At 62.6% G+C, this 19808-nt stretch carries 18 protein-coding genes; 14 read left to right on the plus strand and 4 right to left on the minus strand.

The features are described 5' to 3' along the window. Positions 1-25 precede the first annotated feature (25 nt). Together dnaN and dnaA are read right to left on the minus strand one after the other, a co-directional pair. On the minus strand, positions 26-1129 hold the full coding sequence (gene dnaN, locus P3T25_RS10800) for a DNA polymerase III subunit beta (protein ID WP_054037057.1): 1104 nt from the start codon (positions 1127-1129) through the stop codon (positions 26-28). 219 nt (positions 1130-1348) lie between these two features. Beyond that, complete coding sequence (dnaA, locus tag P3T25_RS10805; RefSeq protein WP_429358067.1) at positions 1349-2986, minus strand: chromosomal replication initiator protein DnaA; 1638 nt, start codon at positions 2984-2986, stop codon at positions 1349-1351. 402 nt (positions 2987-3388) lie between these two features. On the opposite strand from dnaA, the gene rpmH reads away from it, so the two are divergent. The 4 genes from rpmH (at position 3389) to yidC (ending at position 6076) form a co-directional block, all read left to right on the plus strand. Beyond that, positions 3389-3523 carry a 50S ribosomal protein L34 gene (rpmH, locus tag P3T25_RS10810; protein ID WP_004198824.1) on the plus strand — a complete coding sequence of 45 codons (135 nt, stop codon included), beginning with the start codon at positions 3389-3391 and terminating at the stop codon, positions 3521-3523. A 14-nt stretch (positions 3524-3537) separates the two neighbouring features. Further along, on the plus strand, positions 3538-4038 hold the full coding sequence (gene rnpA, locus P3T25_RS10815; protein WP_171925254.1) for a ribonuclease P protein component: 501 nt from the start codon (positions 3538-3540) through the stop codon (positions 4036-4038). Positions 4039-4153: 115 nt separating this feature from the next. Further along, the gene (gene yidD / locus P3T25_RS10820) at positions 4154-4384 is read left to right on the plus strand and encodes a membrane protein insertion efficiency factor YidD (protein WP_007180115.1); all 231 of its coding nucleotides are present in this window, start codon (positions 4154-4156) and stop codon (positions 4382-4384) included. Positions 4385-4414: 30 nt separating this feature from the next. Continuing rightward, positions 4415-6076, plus strand: coding sequence for a membrane protein insertase YidC (yidC, locus tag P3T25_RS10825; RefSeq protein WP_429358068.1), 1662 nt, complete (start codon positions 4415-4417; stop codon positions 6074-6076). A gap of 96 nt (positions 6077-6172) precedes the next feature. Here the strand turns inward: yidC and P3T25_RS10830 are convergent, their stop codons facing one another. Then, positions 6173-6652: an XRE family transcriptional regulator gene (locus tag P3T25_RS10830; protein ID WP_266238819.1), complete on the minus strand. Its 480-nt coding sequence runs from the start codon at positions 6650-6652 to the stop codon at positions 6173-6175. A 347-nt stretch (positions 6653-6999) separates the two neighbouring features. Between P3T25_RS10830 and mnmE the strand changes: the two genes are divergently transcribed. The 4 genes from mnmE (at position 7000) to P3T25_RS10850 (ending at position 11259) form a co-directional block, all read left to right on the plus strand. Further along, positions 7000-8394, plus strand: a complete 1395-nt coding sequence (mnmE, locus tag P3T25_RS10835) for a tRNA uridine-5-carboxymethylaminomethyl(34) synthesis GTPase MnmE (RefSeq protein WP_408306641.1) — start codon at positions 7000-7002, stop codon at positions 8392-8394. A 263-nt stretch (positions 8395-8657) separates the two neighbouring features. Further along, positions 8658-9338 carry a DNA damage-inducible protein D gene (gene dinD / locus P3T25_RS10840; RefSeq protein ID WP_429358069.1) on the plus strand — a complete coding sequence of 227 codons (681 nt, stop codon included), beginning with the start codon at positions 8658-8660 and terminating at the stop codon, positions 9336-9338. A 255-nt stretch (positions 9339-9593) separates the two neighbouring features. Then, the gene (locus tag P3T25_RS10845) at positions 9594-10805 is read left to right on the plus strand and encodes a tyrosine-type recombinase/integrase (protein ID WP_429358070.1); all 1212 of its coding nucleotides are present in this window, start codon (positions 9594-9596) and stop codon (positions 10803-10805) included. A 292-nt stretch (positions 10806-11097) separates the two neighbouring features. Next, positions 11098-11259 (plus strand): hypothetical protein, encoded by a 162-nt coding sequence (locus P3T25_RS10850; RefSeq protein ID WP_166618149.1) that lies wholly within the window; start codon positions 11098-11100, stop codon positions 11257-11259. A gap of 97 nt (positions 11260-11356) precedes the next feature. Here the strand turns inward: P3T25_RS10850 and P3T25_RS10855 are convergent, their stop codons facing one another. Then, on the minus strand, positions 11357-11686 hold the full coding sequence (locus tag P3T25_RS10855) for an ecotin precursor (RefSeq protein WP_154558783.1): 330 nt from the start codon (positions 11684-11686) through the stop codon (positions 11357-11359). A gap of 269 nt (positions 11687-11955) precedes the next feature. Between P3T25_RS10855 and P3T25_RS10860 the strand changes: the two genes are divergently transcribed. The 6 genes from P3T25_RS10860 to P3T25_RS10885 all read left to right on the plus strand — a co-directional run bounded on the left by P3T25_RS10860 (position 11956) and on the right by P3T25_RS10885 (position 19764). Then, positions 11956-13581 carry a methyl-accepting chemotaxis protein gene (locus P3T25_RS10860; protein WP_266238821.1) on the plus strand — a complete coding sequence of 542 codons (1626 nt, stop codon included), beginning with the start codon at positions 11956-11958 and terminating at the stop codon, positions 13579-13581. A 77-nt stretch (positions 13582-13658) separates the two neighbouring features. Continuing rightward, positions 13659-14123, plus strand: a complete 465-nt coding sequence (locus P3T25_RS10865; protein ID WP_154558782.1) for a chemotaxis protein CheW — start codon at positions 13659-13661, stop codon at positions 14121-14123. Further along, complete coding sequence (locus P3T25_RS10870) at positions 14120-15511, plus strand: CheR family methyltransferase (RefSeq protein WP_429358071.1); 1392 nt, start codon at positions 14120-14122, stop codon at positions 15509-15511. Before P3T25_RS10865 ends, P3T25_RS10870 begins: the two co-directional genes overlap by 4 nt. Further along, positions 15504-16187 carry a chemotaxis protein CheW gene (locus P3T25_RS10875; RefSeq protein WP_429358072.1) on the plus strand — a complete coding sequence of 228 codons (684 nt, stop codon included), beginning with the start codon at positions 15504-15506 and terminating at the stop codon, positions 16185-16187. Before P3T25_RS10870 ends, P3T25_RS10875 begins: the two co-directional genes overlap by 8 nt. Beyond that, complete coding sequence (locus P3T25_RS10880; protein ID WP_429358073.1) at positions 16184-18730, plus strand: hybrid sensor histidine kinase/response regulator; 2547 nt, start codon at positions 16184-16186, stop codon at positions 18728-18730. The genes P3T25_RS10875 and P3T25_RS10880 overlap by 4 nt, the downstream gene beginning before the upstream one ends. Positions 18731-18747: 17 nt before the next feature. After that, positions 18748-19764, plus strand: a complete 1017-nt coding sequence (locus tag P3T25_RS10885; RefSeq protein ID WP_171925263.1) for a chemotaxis response regulator protein-glutamate methylesterase — start codon at positions 18748-18750, stop codon at positions 19762-19764. The last annotated feature ends 44 nt before the right edge of the window (positions 19765-19808 follow it).

The following is a 19808-nucleotide window of genomic DNA, read 5'->3' on the forward strand; positions in this document are numbered from 1 at the left end:
GGTGTGTTCTTTGGTTTTGGACGCGTTAGATGCGCATCGGCATCACGACGTATTTGAATTCGTCGTTCTCGGGAATCGTGATCAACGCGCTGGAGCTGGCGTCGCCAAGGCTCACTTGCAACATGTCGACCTTCAGGTTCGCGAGCACGTCGAGCAGATACGTGACGTTGAACCCGATATCGACGCTGTCGCCGTCGTACGCAATTTCCAGTTCTTCCTGCGCCTCTTCCTGATCGGCGTTGGTCGACATGATCTTCAACTGACCTGGCTCGATAATGCAGCGCACGCCCTTGAATTTGTCCGACGTCAGAATCGCGGCGCGTTGCAGCGAACGCTGCAGTTCTTCACGGCCAATTACAAACTGATTCTTGTGCGACTTCGGAATCACGCGCTGGAAGTCGGGGAATTTTCCTTCCACCAGCTTCGACACCAGTTCGACCTGGCCGAACGTAAACTTCACCTGCGTCGGCGCGATGTCGATCTTCAGCGTGTCGTCGATGTCTTCCAGCAGACGCTGCAGTTCGAGAATCGTCTTGCGCGGAATGATCACTTCCTGACGCGCGAACGAGCCTTCGATCTTCATCGACGAGAACGCGAGGCGGTGGCCGTCGGTTGCGACCGCCATCAGCTGGTCACCATCTACCACCAGCAGCATGCCGTTCAGGTAGTAGCGGATGTCCTGCTGGGCCATCGAAAAATGGACCATGCCGAGCAACTGGCGGAACGTTTTCTGGGGAACCACCAGGTTCGCGCCGTAGTCTTTAGCCTGAGCGACGGTCGGGAACTCGTCGGCCGCCAGGGTTTGCAGCGCAAAGCGGCTCTTGCCGGATTGCACGGTCAAACGCTTGTCGTTCAAGGTCAGCGTAACTTGCCCGTCGGGCATGGCGCGCAGAATGTCGAGGAGCTTTCTTGCTGCCACCGTGGTCGCGACCGAATCGCCGCCCACGCCAAAATCGGCACGCGTGGTGATCTGCAACTCGAGGTCGGTCGACAGGAACGACACTTCAGGGCCGTTCTTGGTAATCAGCAAATTGGCGAGGATCGGCAACGTATGGCGGCGTTCGACGATGCCGCTCACGGTTTGCAGCGGCCTGAGGAGGTTATCGCGTTCGGTCTTGACCAGTTGCATAGAGTTCCTTCGTTGATATAACGGCCTGCGCGCCTGACTTGCCAGCCTTACAGCGCGCAACCGCGGCTCCCCGCCGGCGCCACGCAGCGCCTGTCACGGCGTGAATTCCGCCCGCGGCCGCCGGGCGGTTAAACCTGTATTGTGCCTGAAAACGGAACCGCTCCACTAAAATGGGGGCGAGTTTGGAAATAAACAGGTCGAATTTCCCATCCGACCTGCTTAACCTTTCAGCGTTTGCTCCAGCACGTGCAGTTCGTGGTTCAGCTGCGCGTCCGTGCCACGCTCGGCGGCGATCTTGCGCACCGCGTGGAGCACCGTGGTGTGGTCGCGTCCGCCAAACAGCTCGCCGATTTCCGGCAAACTCTTCTGCGTCAGCTCCTTCGCCAGATACATCGCGATCTGCCGCGGCCGCGCAATGTTCGCCGGACGCTTCTTCGAATACATGTCCGCGACCTTGATGCTGTAGAAGTCAGCCGTGGTCTTCTGGATGTTTTCCACCGAAATCTGCCGGTTTTGCACCGTCAACAGGTCTTTCAGCGCTTCTTTCGTCACTTCGATCGTGATTTCGCGGCCGTGGAACTTCGAATACGCGAGGATCTTGCGCAGCGCGCCTTCCAGTTCACGGACGTTCGAGCGCAGATGCTTGGCGACGAAGAACGCGACGTCTTCATTCAGGCTCACGAACTCGGATTGCGCCTTGCGCATCAGAATGGCGACGCGCATTTCCAGCTCGGGCGGCTCGATCGCCACCGTCAGGCCGGAGTCGAAGCGCGAGATCAGGCGGTCGTCGATGCCGGAGATTTCCTTCGGATACGTGTCGCTGGTGATGATCACCTGCGCCTTGTTCGCGACCAGCGCCTCGAACGCGTAGAAGAATTCCTCTTGTGTGCGCGACTTGCCTGAGAAAAATTGAATATCGTCGATCAGCAGCAGGTCGAGCGAGTGGTAGTAGCGCTTGAAGTCGTCGAACGCCTTGCGCTGGTAGGCCTTCACCACGTCGGACACATACTGTTCCGCGTGGATGTAGCGAATCCGCGCGCCAGCCTTGTCCATTAGAAGCTGGTTGCCGATCGCGTGGATCAGGTGGGTCTTGCCCAGGCCCACGCCGCCGTACAGAAACAGCGGGTTGTACGAGATGCCGGGGTTGTCCGCGACCTGAATCGCCGCGGCCCGCGCCAACTGGTTGGCCTTACCGGTCACGAAGTTGTCGAAGGTCAGCACGGGGTTGAGCTTCGAACGCTCGTACATCGAGTCGTTGTCGCCGTTGCCGTTCGAGCTGGCGCTTTGGCCCGGGCGCCACGTGCGGCGGGCGGCGGCGGCTTCGTTCGCGTCGAGGCTGGGAAGATCGAGATCGGCGGCATCTTCAGCAACCGCGCGTGCGTTCGCGTTGTGGTCCGCCGCAGCGCGTGCATTCGCGTTGAGGGTCGCCATCGCGCTGTTCGCGCCATTGGCGCGCGCGGCTTGCGATGCTTGTACGGCGCCGACGGCTGCATCCACGGCGGCCCCACCGCCGTTGGAACCAGCCAAATGGCCGCCGCCCATTGCGCCAGGCGCGGAAGACGGACGCGACGGAGCCGGCGCGGACGTCGCCGCGGGGGCGCGCATGCCTGCTTTCGGGTCCAGCACAAATTGCACGTCGACCGGAGCGTGCCAGAAATCGCGGGCCATATCCGCGATGCGGCCGGAGAACTGGCTCTTGACCCAGTCGAGCTTGAAGCGGTTCGGCGCAGCGATGCTAAGCGTGTTCGCAGCGGCGTCGAAGGCGACCGGGGCCAACGGTTTGATCCACGTCACGTACTGCTGGGGCGTTAGCTCGCGCTCCAGCAATGCGGAACAGTGTTGCCAGAAATCGTTCATCGAGTTGCTGTCGTTATGATGTGCACGGCGGTTCGCCGCTGCCCCTGTCGCGCGTACGCAACAAGGCCCTGAGCAGCTAGGCCGAACCAGGCGCAATGGCTCCAGGCGCTTGTGCCACAAGGGTTTGCGGGGCAAGCGAGCCGGAGCGGCGTGCAGAATTTTTGGGAAGTAAGGCGAGATTCTACCGCCAAAACGTCGGCGAAAGGGAGTTATCCACAGGGACTGATCATCCGGCGAAGTCTTCCTGGGACCAGGCCGAACCAGGCTAAACTATTGACGGCCAAAAGAAAACCGGTTTAAATAACGGGTTCCGCGAAAACCAATTCTGTAAACCTCCGGCCATTGCCGCTTCAGCGATGATCGTGCGGTTAATTTTCGATCAGTCGATCAAGTGAGAGCAACATGAAACGTACTTACCAACCTTCCGTTACCCGTCGCAAGCGCACCCACGGCTTCCGCGTTCGCATGAAGACCGCAGGTGGCCGCAAGGTCATCAACGCACGTCGCGCGAAGGGCCGCAAGCGCCTCGCCATCTAAGGTTGGCGAGCGGATTGCGCGCTCTGTCTGTGCCTACAGGCGAAGCCCGCGGTGAAGCGGGAGCGGCTGGGGCGCCGCAACTGGGCTCGATTCCGTTGCGAGCGCAAGCCGCCTTCCCCAAAGCCGCAAGGCTACTGAAAACGGATGAATTTTCATCCGTTTTTCGTTTGCGCCCGTGGCGCCGCACCGCGCACTTCGTGGTGTACGGCCGGCCCACCGGTAACGACGCTCGCTTAGGTCTCGTGATCGGCAAGAAGTATGCGCCGCGCGCGGCCACGCGTAATCTGGTACGTCGACTCGCGCGTGAAGCCTTCCGGCTGCGTCGCGCGGAATTCGGCGGTTGGGATGTGCTGCTGCGTTTGCACACGCGCTTCGACAAGAAGGCTTTGCCGAGCGCCTCGTCGCCGCCGTTGAGGGCGCTGTGCCGCAGCGAAATAGAGACGCTGCTCGATAAAGCAGCGCGCGAAATTGTCCGTCGCGAGGCGCCGCCCGCGGAAGCGCCCAAGACGGAATGACGCTCAAGTGACCGCCCGCTTTGCAGTACAGGCCGCCAAAGTAGCTCGGGCAGCCAGGCTGCGCGGGCGTCGCCCGGTACTCCACGTTGCGCGGCGCCGTTAGGCCGCACCAGTCATGCAAACGGTACTCATCGCTTTATTGCGTTTCTACAAGGTTGCCGTCAGCCCCATGCTCGGCAACCGGTGCCGTTTTTACCCTTCCTGCTCTGATTACGCGCGCGAAGCAATCCAGTATCATGGCGCCGCGCGCGGGACTTATCTCGCCGCCAGGCGTATTTGCCGCTGCCACCCGTTTTCCGCGGGCGGCATCGATCTCGTCCCGCCTCCCACTTCTGAAAAGCGCTGACGCGCCGTTCCATCGACACTGAGACAACGCATGGATATCAAACGCACCGTCCTATGGGTCATCTTTTTCATGTCAGCGGTCATGCTGTTCGACAACTGGCAACGCGACCACGGACGCCCGTCGATGTTCTTCCCGAGCGCCAACCCGACCAAGACCGTCGGTAGCGCCGCACCGGGATCCACGACACCGGGAACCCAATCCGCCGATCTGCCGGCCACCAACGCTGCTGCGCCGGGCAATGCGCCGGCTGCCGCGGCTCAGGGCCAACTGGTCAGCTTCAGCACCGACGTCTATAACGGCGAGATCGACACCCGCGGCGGCACGCTGTCGAAGCTGTCGCTCGTCAAGCAAGGCGACGGCAAGCAGCCCGATCTGGTCATCACGCTGTTCGACCGTACCGCGAACCATACGTATCTGGCGCGCACCGGTCTGCTCGGCGGCGATTTCCCGAACCACACCGACATCTTCACGCCGGTGCCGAACCAGCCGCACGATCTGACGGGCGACGCCAAGTCGTTCCAGCTCAGCCTCGAGTCGCCGGTCAAGGGTGGCGTGAAGGTCATCAAGACCTACACGTTCACGCGCGGCAGCTATGTGATCGGCGTCGACACGAAGATCGAGAACGTCGGGACCGCGCCGGTCACGCCGTCGGTCTATATGGAATTGGTGCGCGACGACACGCCGGTGGAAACGCCGCGCTTCTCGCACACGTTCATCGGACCGGCTGTCTTCACCGAGCAGCACCACTTCCAGAAGATGACGTTCAGCGACATCGACAAGAACAAGGAAGACTTCGTCAATTCGGCCGACAACGGCTGGATCGCGATGGTGCAGCATTACTTCGCGTCGGCATGGATTCCGCAGCAAGGTGCGAAGCGCGACATCTATGTCGAGAAGATCGATCCGACGCTGTATCGCGTTGGCGTGAAGCAACCGGTGGCGACTATCGCCCCGGGCCAGTCGGTTGATGTGTCCGCACGCCTGTTTGCCGGTCCGGAAGAAGAGCGCATGCTCGAAGGCATCGCCCCGGGTCTGGAACTGGTGAAGGACTATGGCTGGGTCACGATCATCGCGAAGCCGCTGTTCTGGCTGCTCGAGAAGATCCACAGCTATGTCGGCAACTGGGGCTGGTCGATCGTGCTGCTCACGCTGCTGATCAAGGCCGTGTTCTTCCCGCTGTCGGCCGCGAGCTACAAGTCGATGGCACGCATGAAGGCGATCACGCCGCGTATGCAAGCCCTGCGCGAACGCTTCAAGGGCGATCCGCAGAAGATGAACTCGGCGCTGATGGAGTTGTACAAGACCGAGAAGGTCAATCCGTTCGGCGGCTGTCTGCCGGTCGTGATTCAGATTCCGGTGTTCATCTCGCTGTACTGGGTGTTGCTGTCGTCGGTTGAAATGCGCGGCGCGCCGTGGATTCTCTGGATTCACGATCTGTCGCAGCAGGATCCGTTCTTCATCCTGCCGGTGCTGATGGCCGTCTCGATGTTCCTGCAGACCAAGCTGAACCCGACGCCGCCGGACCCGGTTCAAGCCAAGATGATGATGTTCATGCCGATCGCGTTCTCGGTCATGTTCTTCTTCTTCCCGGCCGGTCTGGTGCTGTACTACGTGGTGAACAACGTGCTATCGATCGCCCAGCAGTACTACATCACGCGGATGATGGGTCAGACGAAGGCGAAAGCGGCCTGATTGATGTCTTGTCTGAAGCGGGTGGTAGCGCCCGCTGACTGACAGGCAGAAGTTGGCTGTAAAAAAGCCGCCCGGTTTTACACCGGGCGGCTTTTTTTATGACTCGGTCGATTGGCCTTTATCTTTCGATGTCGTTGTCGATGCGTCTTCAGGCGCGGCGTCAGTTTCCTGTTGCGTGCCGCCGTCAAACTCCGTCATCAGTTCTTCCACCAGATTGCGCTGCCTGGGCGACAAACCCACGAAGCGGTTAGCCATCTTCGTCACCAGCTCGACCGTTTCCGGCGTCATCGGATATTTCTCGCCGCGGGCAAGCGGCTTAGCCTTGCCGGAGGGCGTCGGCCCGTAGTGCAACCAGTGAACGTCCTTTTGCAGCCACGTCGCTAAAACCTGCAACTTGTCGCGCTTTGGAATCGTCGTACCCGCGAGCCATTTGTGCGCGGTTTGTGGTGAGACGGCAGGGCCACTGCTATAAAGCAGATTGAATTCCCTGGCTAAATCGGTCCCACCCTTAATTTCTTTGGGGAGTGAGTCTTTCAGCCGTTTGGCGAAAGCTGCTTTTTCTTTGGAGGTCGGCATGGGCCCGATTGTGCAATTCGGCGCATAATCAGTGGACAACCAAACGCGCTATTTTATTGCTTAAATGAGCTATTTTTAGCCTGAAATCACCAGCTAATAACGCGTTTCACGATTTTATAGAATTCCGTCTTTTCCTTGTACAGCGTGCGTTCTAGGCATTCTGGCGCGTCCATCTGTCGCAAATGTGTCTTAGGCTATCTTAGCTTGTGTGAGATAAATCCTCATTTGTCTTATGAAAATCGGGCTGCGTTAGGAATCGGGCCCGAGTCCAGAGCCGGTGGATGCCCGCGTTACAATGCCCGGCGCTTACTCGTGCGTATTCGATCCCTTCTGACAGCCTCGTTCCCATGCTCGCCACCGATTCCGATCCGATCGTCGCCATTGCCACCGCACCCGGCCGAGGCGGAATCGGGGTCGTGCGGATTTCGTTCGGCCGCGCCGGGGAAGCCGCCGCACAGCCGTTGATGCAAGCGCTCACCGGCCAGGCACTCGCGCCGCGTCACGCGAGCTATGTGCCGTTCCTCGATGACACCGGCAGCGCGCTCGATCGCGGCATCGCCCTGTACTTTCCCGCGCCGCACTCCTACACCGGCGAACACGTGCTCGAGTTGCAGGGTCACGGCGGTCCGGTCGTGCTGCAACTGGTGCTGCAGCGGTGCATCGACGCCGGCCGTGCGTTCGGTCTGCGTCTGGCGGAGCCGGGCGAATTCACGCGGCGCGCGTTTCTCAACGACAAGCTGGATCTGGCGCAAGCGGAAGCCGTCGCCGATCTGATCGAGGCCAGCACCGAAGCTGCCGCCCGCTCGGCGGGCCGCTCGCTCGACGGTGCGTTTTCGCGCGACATCCATGCTCTGGTCGAAGAAGTCATCACGCTGCGGATGCTGGTCGAAGCGACGCTCGATTTCCCGGAAGAAGAAATCGACTTTCTCGAAGCCGCCGACGCCCGCGGCAAGCTCGCGCGGATCCGCGAGCGCCTTGCACACGTGCTGAGTGAAGCGCGCCAGGGCGCGTTGCTGCGAGAGGGTTTGTCGGTGGTGCTGGCTGGGCAGCCGAACGTCGGCAAGTCGTCGTTGCTGAACGCGCTGGCCGGCGCGGAGTTGGCCATCGTCACGCCGATCGCCGGCACGACGCGCGACAAGGTCGCGCAGACCATCCAGATCGAAGGTATTCCGCTGCACGTGATCGACACGGCCGGCCTGCGCGATACCGAAGACGAGGTGGAGAAGATCGGCATTGCGCGCACGTGGAGCGAAATCGAACGCGCGGATGTCGTGCTGCATCTGCTCGATGCACGCACCGGCATGACCGCCGAAGACGAAACGATCGCTGCGCGTTTCCCGAGCGGCGTGCCGGTGGTGCGCGTGCTGAACAAGACGGATCTGACGGGGCTCGCGCCATCGGTGACGCCGCTCGACGCGGATCTCGAACTCAGCGAAGTGGGGCTGTCGGCGAAACGGGGCGATGGCGTAGCGTTGCTGCGTGAAGAATTGCTGCGAATCGCCGGCTGGCAGGCCGGCGCGGAGAGCGTCTACCTCGCGCGCGAGCGGCATCTGATTGCGCTGCGCGCAGCCCAGGAGCATCTGGCGACGGCAGCGGCACACGCCGATCAGAACTCTCAAGCGCTCGACCTGTTCGCCGAAGAACTGCGTCTCGCGCAGGATCAGCTGAACTCGATAACCGGTGAATTTAGCTCCGATGACCTGCTCGGAGTGATTTTCAGCCGGTTTTGTATTGGCAAATAGCAATTGCCGGGCAACGACCAACGTTCGTAAGCGCGTCGCCAGAGGTTGTCGCCCGCTTCGTCGCAGCGCAGCGTTATCGTGCGAGCAAATCGACCGGGCGCTACGCGCTGTGTACGCATCAAGTATCCGCAAGTCCGGCACTTTGTGCTGCACGACGACACTTGCACCACTCCACTACCTGTATAAAAACACAGTACAATCTTCCGCAAGTGTCGGCCTAGTTCGGCCAGCCATCGTCTACCAAGTTGGCTCTGGAGTCGTCTGTGTTGAACAACAAACCCATAGTAGCGCTGCATCACCGCACCTTCGAAAGCATCAAGCAGGTCAACGAAGACGATTCCGAGTTTTGGTTCGCGCGTAGTCTTGCGCCATTGCTCGATTACCAGTACTGGCGCAACTTCGTGCAAGTGATCGAGAAGGCGAAGATTGCCTGCGAACGGTCGGGCCACCCCGTCCAAGACCATTTCGGTGAGGTCACCAAAATGGTCACCCTTGGATCCGGAGCAACGCGCGGGATCACCGACTACACGCTATCCCGCTATGCCTGCTACCTGATCGTACAGAATGGTGATCCGTCGAAATCTGTTATCGCTAACGGGCAAACCTACTTTGCGGTGCAGACCCGGCGTCAGGAACTCGCGGACGATGCCAAGTTTGCACAGCTCGGCGAGGACGAAAAGCGCCTTGCGATTCGCAACGAGATGGCGACCCACAATAAGCACTTGGCGGCCGCCGCAAAGGGTGCAGGCGTCGAAACTCCGAAAGAGAAGCTGCGACGCGAGGAGATCAAGGGTAAGCAGCGCGCTAACCAGACGCACTTCGAGGTAGGCAGCAAGGTGCGCCAGACGATCCAGGAGCTTGGTGGGACCATGCCTGAAAGTCTGCCGACGCCGGAAACAAGCATCAAGCAGGTTGAGCAAGCGCAGAAGAAGCTGAAGAAATGAAACCGGCCTTGATGGCTGACGAATTCAGTTCGGGCGACCTATTCGGCGTGATTTTCAGCTGGTTTTGTATCGGCAAGTAGGAAGGGTTGGAAGATTTCGCATGAAAAGCCTATCTGGCCTAGCCAAGTAGGCCTTTCAACGCAATCTTCATGGCGCACATCAAACGCCTTCTGTTGACCCAAATCCCCACATTTCTTTGGTACACAGAAGACAACCGGTTTAAAATCCCCGCTGTCCGTGTATCAACGATCCGCCATGCCAAAACTAGCCGCCCCGCTCACCGAAACGCAGATCCGCGCGCTCGAACCGCGCGCCACCCGATATTGCGTTGCAGACGGCAACGGCCTCGTCATCGAAATCATGACAACGGGCACCAAGGTCTGGCGCTTCCGCTATTCGCTGAACGGCAAGCGTCAGCCGCTCGTCACGATCGGCGACTACCGGATGATTTCGCTACGGGTCGCACGCGCCAAGGCGCAGAAGTACGCGGAGATGGTCGCGAGCGGCGTCTCGCCAGTGGCGACGGCGCGTCGCGACCGCGGCGCGGAAAGCAAGGCAGAGGTGCTGCGCGAAGGCGCCGAGCTTTATCTCGCGACGGAGATGGCCGGCAAGTCGGCGGAATATCAGCGCACCACGCGGCGCGCGCTCGAAAAAGACGTCCTTCCTGCCATCGGGGCCAAGCCAATCAAAGCCGTGACGGACGACGACATCCGCGCGATCTGCGACCAGATCAAAAGCCGCGGCTCGCCCAAAATGGCGCTGCACACGCGCAACGCGGTCAAGCGGCTCTATGAGTACCTGATCGCCCGGCAACTCGCCACGGCCAACCCCGCAGAACTCATCCCGGCACGCTTCATCGCGACGCCGGACAGCCGCACTCGCGTGCTCGATCCTGACGAAATAGGCGCCATGCTCCGGGCGATCTACGCGTCGAACATTCGACGCCCGCTGAAATTGGCTTTACACCTGCTGGTGCTGACGATGGTGCGGAAATCGGACCTCATCGAGGCGGCCTGGTCCGAATTCAACCTCGACGCAGCACGATGGACGATCCCGGCTGAGCGCATGAATAAGGACCGTAAGCATGTGGTGCATCTCTCGCATCAGGCGGTCGCTCTGCTTCGCGAGCTTCAGGACACGAAAACCAGTCGGAATTTCGTATTCCCGAGTGTCAGGGGCGACGACCGGCCGATCGCGAAGAGCACGCTCAATCAAGCCGTCAAATCGCTCGGGCTCGACGTCGAGCATTTCGTCCTACATGACTTTCGACGCACCGCCGCGACCCACTTGCGCGAGATGGGACAGTCCGTGGACGCGATTGAAAATGCGCTGGCGCATACCGTCAAAGACGCCCCGGATGGGGGCCATCACGCTGAGCACGCCGCTGAACGACGTCGGACCTTGCAACTGTGGGCGGATTTTGTCGACGCCCAGATCGAGAACAGCCGGCACGGCGTGATCGGCTAAGTGCGGCAGATGCGGCAAACGCGGCAGCTAATAGGCCGCTTGCCGCTACTTACCTCACCATTGGCCGATAGTACACTTGATGGTACACAGAGAAAGAATGACCCTAGGAAAGTGCCTTCCCAGAAAAAGAAAAATACCTTCTTCACTAGGTTCTCAATCACCCCGCACCACGCCCCGCAATCCCATTCACGTCAATCCCGCCGCGCTGCCAGCCGACCCTTCACAGCGTCCTTTTTTCTCGCCGTTCATCGTCTAAACTAAAGCATCGATGCACGTCGGGACGGAGGCTCCCATGTCTGAATCGTTAATGGCTTATTTGCTGGGACCTCTGGTGATGCTGGTGGTCGGCGTGGCGATCTGGGCCGCGTCCCACTATCGCCAAAAGACGAAGCCGGAGCGCCTCGAGCGCTGGCTCGATACGCATTATGCGGAGTGGCTGCATCACAAGCACTGAGCAGAGATACCCAACAAGACAAGGCCGTCGCACCCTGCGACGGCCTTTTTCTCTGGTGCGCGCGAGCATCGAAGCTGCGCGCGCCTCCGCACGTCCCTTACCAGCCTTGTTGAGGCTGCTGCGGATACTCCTCATATTGTGCGGGCGGCGGCGCACCGCACGCGACGTACGCACGCTGGTACTGGTCATAGCAGTATCCCGGCGGCGGCCCCGCATATACGGGCGCCGGCTGATACACCGGTTGCGCATAGACCGGCTGCTGGTAAGCGACCACAGGCGCCGGATTCAGCACAGACGTCACCACCGCGCCCAGCACGGCGCCGCCGATCAGCGCACCGACCACGTCACCGCCGTTGCCATGCGCCGACGCTTGACCCGCCACGCTCAGGCTCCCCACCATCAACAACGCCACAGCAATCTTTTTCATGTTTCTCTCCCGCCGTTCAGGCATGGAGCAGATTGTGTAGGGCGCGCGCGGAAATAGATGCTGCAGTTGGTAACCGGGCATTACGCGTGTAACGCCTGGGTCGGCCCCCCCTCACCGACCGCCATCCATTCCCACGATCAATGTAAAATTCGCCGCATGACCCGTCGGACAAATCCGACGATCCGCAAAGCTTTCCGATCCTTCGACCCCGAGACCTACAAGTCGATATCGGGCGTCGAGCCCAAGCAAAAAAGTTAAGGGGCGTGCGCGTGAAACAATGGACCATCCGGCAACGGATTCTGTGCAGCTTCGGGATCGTGCTGATCGTGATGCTGGCAATGGCAATCGTCACTTTCGAGCAACTCGGCGGCATCGACCGCGACGCGAAGAGTCAGCAGGAAGACTCGATGCCCGGCCTCTACTACGCGACCGCGATGCGAGCGGCCTGGTTCGAGAACTACACCGTCACGCAGCGTCTCATTTACGTTGACGCGGACCCCGACTCCGTCAAGCGCGACACCGCCCGTTTGCAGGAGACCGAGCAAGTACTTCAGAAGCTCCTCGGCGACTACGGCGCGACCATTTTCCGCGACAACGATCGTGAGTTCTTCAATGACTTCCGCCAGCAACACACACAGTACCTGCCGATCCAGGCCTCCCTGTTGAACGTCCTGCCGAGTTCGAAAGAAAACGCCGCGCGCATCCTCAACACGCAACTCACGCCGATCTGGGAAACAGGCCGCCTCTCGGCGCGCAATCTGGTCGAAAACAACAAGGCCGACGCCGATAAAGCCGCCGAAAACATCCGCCGCTCGGTCGAGGCTACCCGTATCGTGCTGCTCGTGATGCTGCTGATTGCCGCCGTCGCCGCCGTGCTGGCCGGCTACTGGCTGCTGCGCGCGGTCACCACGCCGATGGCGAAGGTGCTGCAAGTCGTCGACGTCATGCGCACGGGCGACCTCACGCAACGTCTGCAACTGAACCGCGCGGATGAGATCGGCGCGCTCGAAGCGGGCTTTAACCGTATGACCGACGAGCTCACCGCGCTGGTCGGCCAGGCGCAGAAGTCGGCGGTTCAGGTCACCACGTCGGTGACGGAGATCGCTGCGACCTCGCGTGAACAGCAGGCCACCGCGAACGAAACCGCGGCGACCACCACCGAGATCGGCGCCACGTCGCGCGAAATCTTCGCAACCTCGCGCGATCTGCTGCGCACGATGAACGAGGTCTCGGAAGTAGCAGGCCAATCAGCCGCACTCGCCGGCACCGGCCACGCCGGTCTCGCGCGCATGGAAGACACCATGCGCCTCGTGATGGAAGCGGCCGGCTCGGTCAACGCGAAGCTCGCGATCCTCAACGAGAAGGCCAGCAACATCAACCAGGTCGTCGCCACCATCACCAAGGTCGCGGATCAGACCAACCTGCTCTCGCTGAACGCGGCAATCGAAGCAGAAAAGGCCGGCGAATACGGCCGCGGCTTCGCCGTCGTGGCGACTGAGATTCGCCGTCTCGCGGATCAAACCGCCGTGGCAACCTACGACATCGAACAGATGGTCAAAGAGATCCAGTCGGCGGTGGCGGCGGGCGTGATGGGCATGGACAAGTTCTCCGAAGAGGTACGCCGCGGCATGCTCGACGTGCAGAACGTGGGCGGCCATCTCACGCAGATCATCCAGCAGGTACAGCAACTCGCGCCGCGCTTCTCGATGGTCAACGAGGGCATGCAGACGCAAGCCACCGGCGCCGAGCAGATTACCCAGGCGCTGACGCAGCTTTCGGAGGCCGCGCAACAGACGGCGGAATCGCTGCGCCAGTCGACCCAGGCTATCGACGATCTGACGCACGTCGCCAATAGCCTGCGCACCGGCGTATCCCGCTTCAAGGTAGTGGCCTGACGCGCCGCGGCGGGTTCACCGAAGCACGCTGACGCCGATCCACCCATACGCCTCTCCTACAGCCCAAGCCCAAGCCGATGCTCTTCATCCTCTTCACGCTCGATAACGAACGCTACGTGATCGACGCGACGCAGGTGGAGCGTCTGATGCCGCTCACCCCGCAGTCGCCGCCGAAGACGATTCCCGGCGCGCCGTCGTGGGTCGCGGGCGTACTCGATCACGAAGGCGTACCGCTGCCGGTGATCGATCTGCCGGCGCTCGCGCTCGGCCGCCCCGCCGCCCAGTTGATGTCGACACGCGTAGTGCTGGTGCGCTATCCGCATGCGGGCACCGTGCGCCTGCTCGCGCTTCTGCTCGAAGGCGCAACGCGCACCATTCGTCTGGACGCCGAGGCGTTTCATGACGCCGGCATCGACATGCCGAACGCGCGCTATCTGGGCCCGGTCGCAAGCGAAGCAGGCGGTCTGGTGCAATGGATTCGCGTCGAGCATCTGCTGCCCGACGACGTCAAAGCCCTGCTGTTTCCCGAGGCGCACGCATGAACGCGCATCACGACAACGCGCCGCTCTATCGACGCTTCGTCGATCTGCTGCATCAAACCATCGGGCTCGATGCAGCATCGCTCGGTCATCAGTCGATCGAGCGAGCGGTCGATCAGCACGCCGCGGCCTGGTGCGCGGACGGTCACGCCGACGCCACGCTCGCCGACTACTGGGAAGCCACGTTCGCGTCGCCCTCGATGGTGCAGGCGCTGGTCGAAACGGTGGTGGTGCCGGAGACCTGGTTCTATCGCGACGCCGACGCGTTCAGGGCGCTCGCGCGTCTTGCGCACGAACGCCTTGACGAGCGCGGCACCGCGCTGCCGCTGCGAATTCTGAGTCTGCCCTGCTCCACCGGCGAAGAGCCGTACACGATTGCGATGACGCTGCTCGACGCCGGCATCGACGCCGCGCACATGCGCATCGACGCAATGGATATCAGCGAGCGCTCGCTGGCCCTCGCTCAGCGCGCCGTGTACAGCCGCAACTCGTTTCGCGGCAATGCGTTCCCATTTCGCGACGCCCACTTCACGCGCCACGAAGACAGCTGGCGTCTCGCGCCACGCATCGTCGACGCGGTCCGGTTCTCGCACGCAAACCTGATGCAACTCGATGCCGCGGCGCTCGGCGTCTACGACTTCGTGTTCTGCCGCAACGTGCTGATTTACTTCGACCGCGACGCACAGCAGACGGCCTTGCATGCGCTCAACGGCGTGCTGGCTGAAAACGGCACGCTGTTCGTCGGTCCTTCGGAAACCGGGTTGTTGATGCGTTATGGCATGCAGTCGGCGAAGATCCCCTTGGCGTTCGCGTTCCACCGCGCCACGCCCGCTGAAGCGCAACTCAACGGCTGGCACACCGCGTCGCTCGCCACCGCCGCGGCACTCGCGATGACGCATTCGCCAGTGCCCGCGCTCGCGCCGCTGCAGGTGTTTTCAGCCGAGCCTTTCGCGTGGCCCGATCCGGTTGCGCGCACGCCTTTAAGCGGTATTCCGCAACGCACGCCGAAACCGTCCAAAGCTGCGTCGCAGTCGCACGAGTTTGCGCCGCCGCCCATCACCTCGCCGACCAACGCCGCACGCGACACGCTGCAAGCCGCACGCGCGCTGGCCGACGCGGGCCGTCTGACGGAAGCCGCGAACGCGATCAAGGTCTATCTGGAACAGCACGCCCCGCACGCCGACGCGTTTTATCTGCTCGGCGTGCTGGCCGACGCCAGCGGCGATACGAACCTCGCACGCGGCCACTATCGCAAGGCGCTCTATCTCGAACCGCAGCACGCCGAGGCGCTCGCGCATCTGGCGACGCTGCTCGAACTCGAAGGCGATCGCAACGGCGCGCGTCTGTTGATGGACCGCGCGTCGCGCGCACAGGGAGCGCAACGTGGTTGAAGAGCGCACGGTGACCTTCGACGATTGCTGGAACCGCATCGGCGTGCGCGGCGATTCGTCGTGCGAGCGGCTGGTCGAATACGTGCGCTGTCTGAATTGCCCTGTGTTCGAAGCGGCCGCGGCCAAATTGCTGGAGCGTCCAATTCCTCTCGTAGATCTCTCGCTGAATGACGCCGACACGCCGGCGCGACAGCAAAGACATGATCAGCAAGGCGCAAGTGAATCGTTCCTCATCTTCCGTATCGGCGGCGAATGGCTCGCGCTGCCCACGCCGATCTTCAAACGCATCGTGCAGACGCGGCCGATTCACACGTTGCCGCATCGGCAGCATCGCGCGGTGCTGGGCGTGGTGAACGTGCAGGGCGACTTGCTGGTGTGCCTGTCGCTCGCGCATCTGCTAGGGTTCGAAGCCGACACCACTGCAGGCGACGATAAAGCGCGTCACGATCTTCCGCGTTTGCTGGTGATCTCGCGCGCCGAAGAGCACGCGGTGTTGCCCGTCGATCAGGTCGACGGCGTGCATCGGATCGCGATCTCCACCTTTTGCCCGCCGCCTGCGACGCTCTCGCAAGCCGCCGCTGCGCATACGCGCGCCGTGGCCCCGTGGCGCGGCATGACGGTCGGCCTGCTCGACGCCGATGCATTGTTCGATACCTTGAACCGGAGTCTCGGATGACGGACGACCCGCGCCGCCCGTCGCTGATCGATCTCTTCCGCGAAGAAGCGCGGACCCAGGCACGCGTGCTCAACGACGGCCTGCTCACCCTTGACCGCGCACCGCGCGATGCCGCCGCGCTCGAGGCCTGCATGCGCGCGGCGCATTCGCTGAAGGGTGCGGCGCGTATCGTCGGCGTGCAAGTTGGTGTCGAACTCGCGCACGAGATGGAAGATTGTTTCGTTGCGGCGCAGGAAGGACGCGCGTTGCTCGATGCTGCCTGGATTGATGAGTTGCTGCGCGGGGTCGATATCGTTGCGCGCATCGGTAACGATGAGGATGAGTCTGCGCGTGATGCGGTCAGTGCGTGCGTGGCTTCGTTGCAAGCGCGGATGGTGGATGTCGTGCCGCAGGGAGTGGCAATGCGGCGGGATGCCGTGCCGCCGGCTGCCTCTGCTCCTGCCGTGAGTCCTGCTCGCGTCGACGGTTCTGCATCTGCATCCAGCGTAGCTACCAAACCGCAAACCGCATCGCCCGACGCTGACGCTGCATTCAATCTGCTAGCCAACGCCCTGCGCGCAGAAGCGACACCTGCCTCAGCCGCACCGGCCAGCGCGACTGCAAATGCATCCGCGCCAGTCTCTGGAACCTCGTTTTCTCCGGCAAGCGCCTCAGCGCCGCCCTCTACAACCCCGCTCGCCTCTGCAAGCGCCTCAGCGTCCGCCGACGCAACCTCGGCCGGTTGTGCAAGCGCCTCCGGGTCGCCGTCCACAACCGCGTCCACCGCGACCGAAACAAGCGCAGCGGCAACAGACCCCGGCCGCATGCTGCGCGTACGCGCCGACAACCTCGACCGGCTGTTGTCCCTATCCGGCGAATCACTGGTCGAATCACGTTGGCTCAAACCCTTCGCGCAATCGATGCTGCGCGTCAAACGCGTCCAACGTGACGGCACCCGCGCGCTGGATCAGTTGCACGAAACGCTCGCCGACCTGAAGCTCGATCCACGCGCGCACGCCGCGCTCGAAGAACTGCGCCGCCTCACAGCAGAATCGCAGCACCTGCTCGCCGAGCGCCTGGCCGATCTGGAAAGCTTCGACCGTCGCTCGACACATCTGTCGCAACAGCTTTACGACGCCGCGCTGCAATGCCGCATGCGCCCCTTCGGCGACGGCACCAGCGGTCTCGCGCGCATGGTGCGCGACGTCGCGCGTTCTCTCGGTAAGAAGGTGCGCTGGCAACTGGTCGGCGAATCGGCTCAGGTCGACCGCGACATCCTCGATCTGCTCGAAGCGCCGCTCGGCCACATGCTGCGCAACGCGATCGACCACGGCATCGAAGCGCCTGCGGTCCGTCTCGCGCGCGGCAAGCCCGAAGAAGGCACGCTCACGCTCGACGCCCGTCACACCGCCGGCGCCCTGCTCATCACCGTCTCCGACGACGGCGCGGGCATCGATCTCGACGCACTGCGCGCGTCGATCGTTCGCAAAAAACTGGCGAGTGCGGAAACGGCCGCGCGTCTGTCCGAAACCGAACTGCTCGAATTCCTCCTCCTGCCCGGCTTCTCGTTGCGCGATCAGGTCACCGAGGTGTCGGGCCGTGGCGTCGGACTCGACGCGGTGCACGACGTCGTCAAGCGCGTGCGTGGCACGGTGCGCATCACGCACGAACCCGGCGTCGGCACGCGCGTGCAGTTGCAGCTGCCGCTCACGCTCTCGGTGATTCGCAGCCTGCTCGTCGAAGTCGCGGGCGAGCCGTACGCCGTGCCGCTCGCGCATGTGAACCGCACGCTGCACGTGAGCCGCACGGATATCGAATTGCTCGAGGGCCATCAGCACATCGCCTTCGACGGCCGCCGCATCGGCGTCGTCACCGCGCATCAGATTCTCGACACCGCGCCGCCCGCCAACGAAGGCGATACCGTCAGCCTGATCGTGATCGGCGACGGCGAAGAAACCTACGGCGTGGTGGTCGATCGCTTTCTCGGCGAGCGCATGCTGGTCGTGCAGCCGCTCGACCCGCGCCTCGGCAAGATCAGGAACATCACCGCCGGCGCGTTGATGGAAAACGGCGACCCGGTGCTGATCGCGGACGTCGACGACTGGCTGCGCTCGGTCGAAAGGCTCGTGGCGGGCGGCGATCTGAAACACACGCAGCACGGCGCTGCCCTCACCGCCCGGCGCGTCACGCGGCGCGTGCTGGTGGTCGACGATTCGCTCACCGTGCGCGAGCTCGAACGCAAGCTGCTGGCCACGCGCGGCTACGACGTCACGATCGCCGTCGACGGCATGGACGGCTGGAACGCGGTACGTGGCGAGCACTTCGACCTCGTGATTACCGACATCGACATGCCGCGCATGGACGGCATCGAACTCGTCACGCTCATCAAGCGCGATCCGCAACTGCAGTCGCTGCCAGTGATGATCGTCTCGTACAAGGATCGTGAAGAGGACCGCCGCGCCGGCCTGAACGCGGGCGCGGATTACTATCTGGCGAAAGGCAGTTTCCACGACGAAGCGCTACTCGATGCAGTGCGTGATCTGATCGGCGAAGCTTACGGTTAAACCTACGGGTAAAACGGATGAAAATCGGAATCGTCAATGATCTGCCGCTTGCCGTCGAGGCACTGCGCCGCGCACTTGCGGCACGTCACGACTACGAAGTGCTGTGGGTCGCGCAAGACGGCCAGCAGGCGGTCGATTTCTGCACCGCGCAACGGCCCGACATCGTGCTGATGGATCTCGTGATGCCGAACGTCGACGGCATCGAGGCCACGCGCCGCATCATGGCGAAGGCGCCGTGCGCGATCCTGATCGTGACCGTCGACGTCGGCGCGAACGCGTGGCGGGTCTACGAAGCGATGGGCGCGGGCGCGCTCGATGCGGTGGATACGCCCTCGCTGAGCGGCCCTGACGCGCACAAGAGCATCGCCACCCTGATCGCCAAGATCGACAGCATCGCCGCGCTGGTCACTGAGCGCAACGCGCCTGGCGCAGCAACTGCGGCGGCGCCCAGAAGCATGACGAACCGCGACACGCCGCTGGTTGCGATCGGCGCTTCGGCTGGCGGCCCGGCGGCACTCGCCACCCTGCTCGCCGGTTTGCCGAAGGATTTCCCGGCGGCAATCGTCGTCGTCCAGCATGTCGACGCGGCGTTCGCCGCCGGCATGGCCGACTGGCTGAACCAGCAGTCGGCGCTGCCGGTGCGAATCGCCAGCGAAGGCGACCGGCCGGAAGCAGGCGTCGTGTTGCTCGCCGCCACCGACGATCATTTGCACCTGAAGCTGCCTAACGTACTCGGTTACACGAACGTGCCGGCAGAAACACCCTACCGGCCGTCCGTCGACGTGTTTTTCCATAGCGTCGTGGCACGCTGGCCGGCACGGGCGATCGGCGTGCTGCTGACCGGCATGGGCCGCGACGGCGCGATCGGACTCAAGGCGATGCGCACAAAGGGGTATCACACGATCGCGCAGGACGAAGCGACCTGCGCCGTGTACGGCATGCCGAAGGCGGCCGCGGCGCTCGACGCCGCCGCCGCGATTCTGCCTTTGCCCCGTATTGCCGCTGCGCTCGCCGCCGCCGTCGGCACACGTTAAGGCCCGGTAAGCGCACACTAGCCGCACATTAGCCCGCTACGACT

It is taken from the genome of Paraburkholderia sp. GAS32, from assembly GCF_050434225.1.
Taxonomy (GTDB): Bacteria; Pseudomonadota; Gammaproteobacteria; order Burkholderiales; family Burkholderiaceae; genus Paraburkholderia; species Paraburkholderia madseniana.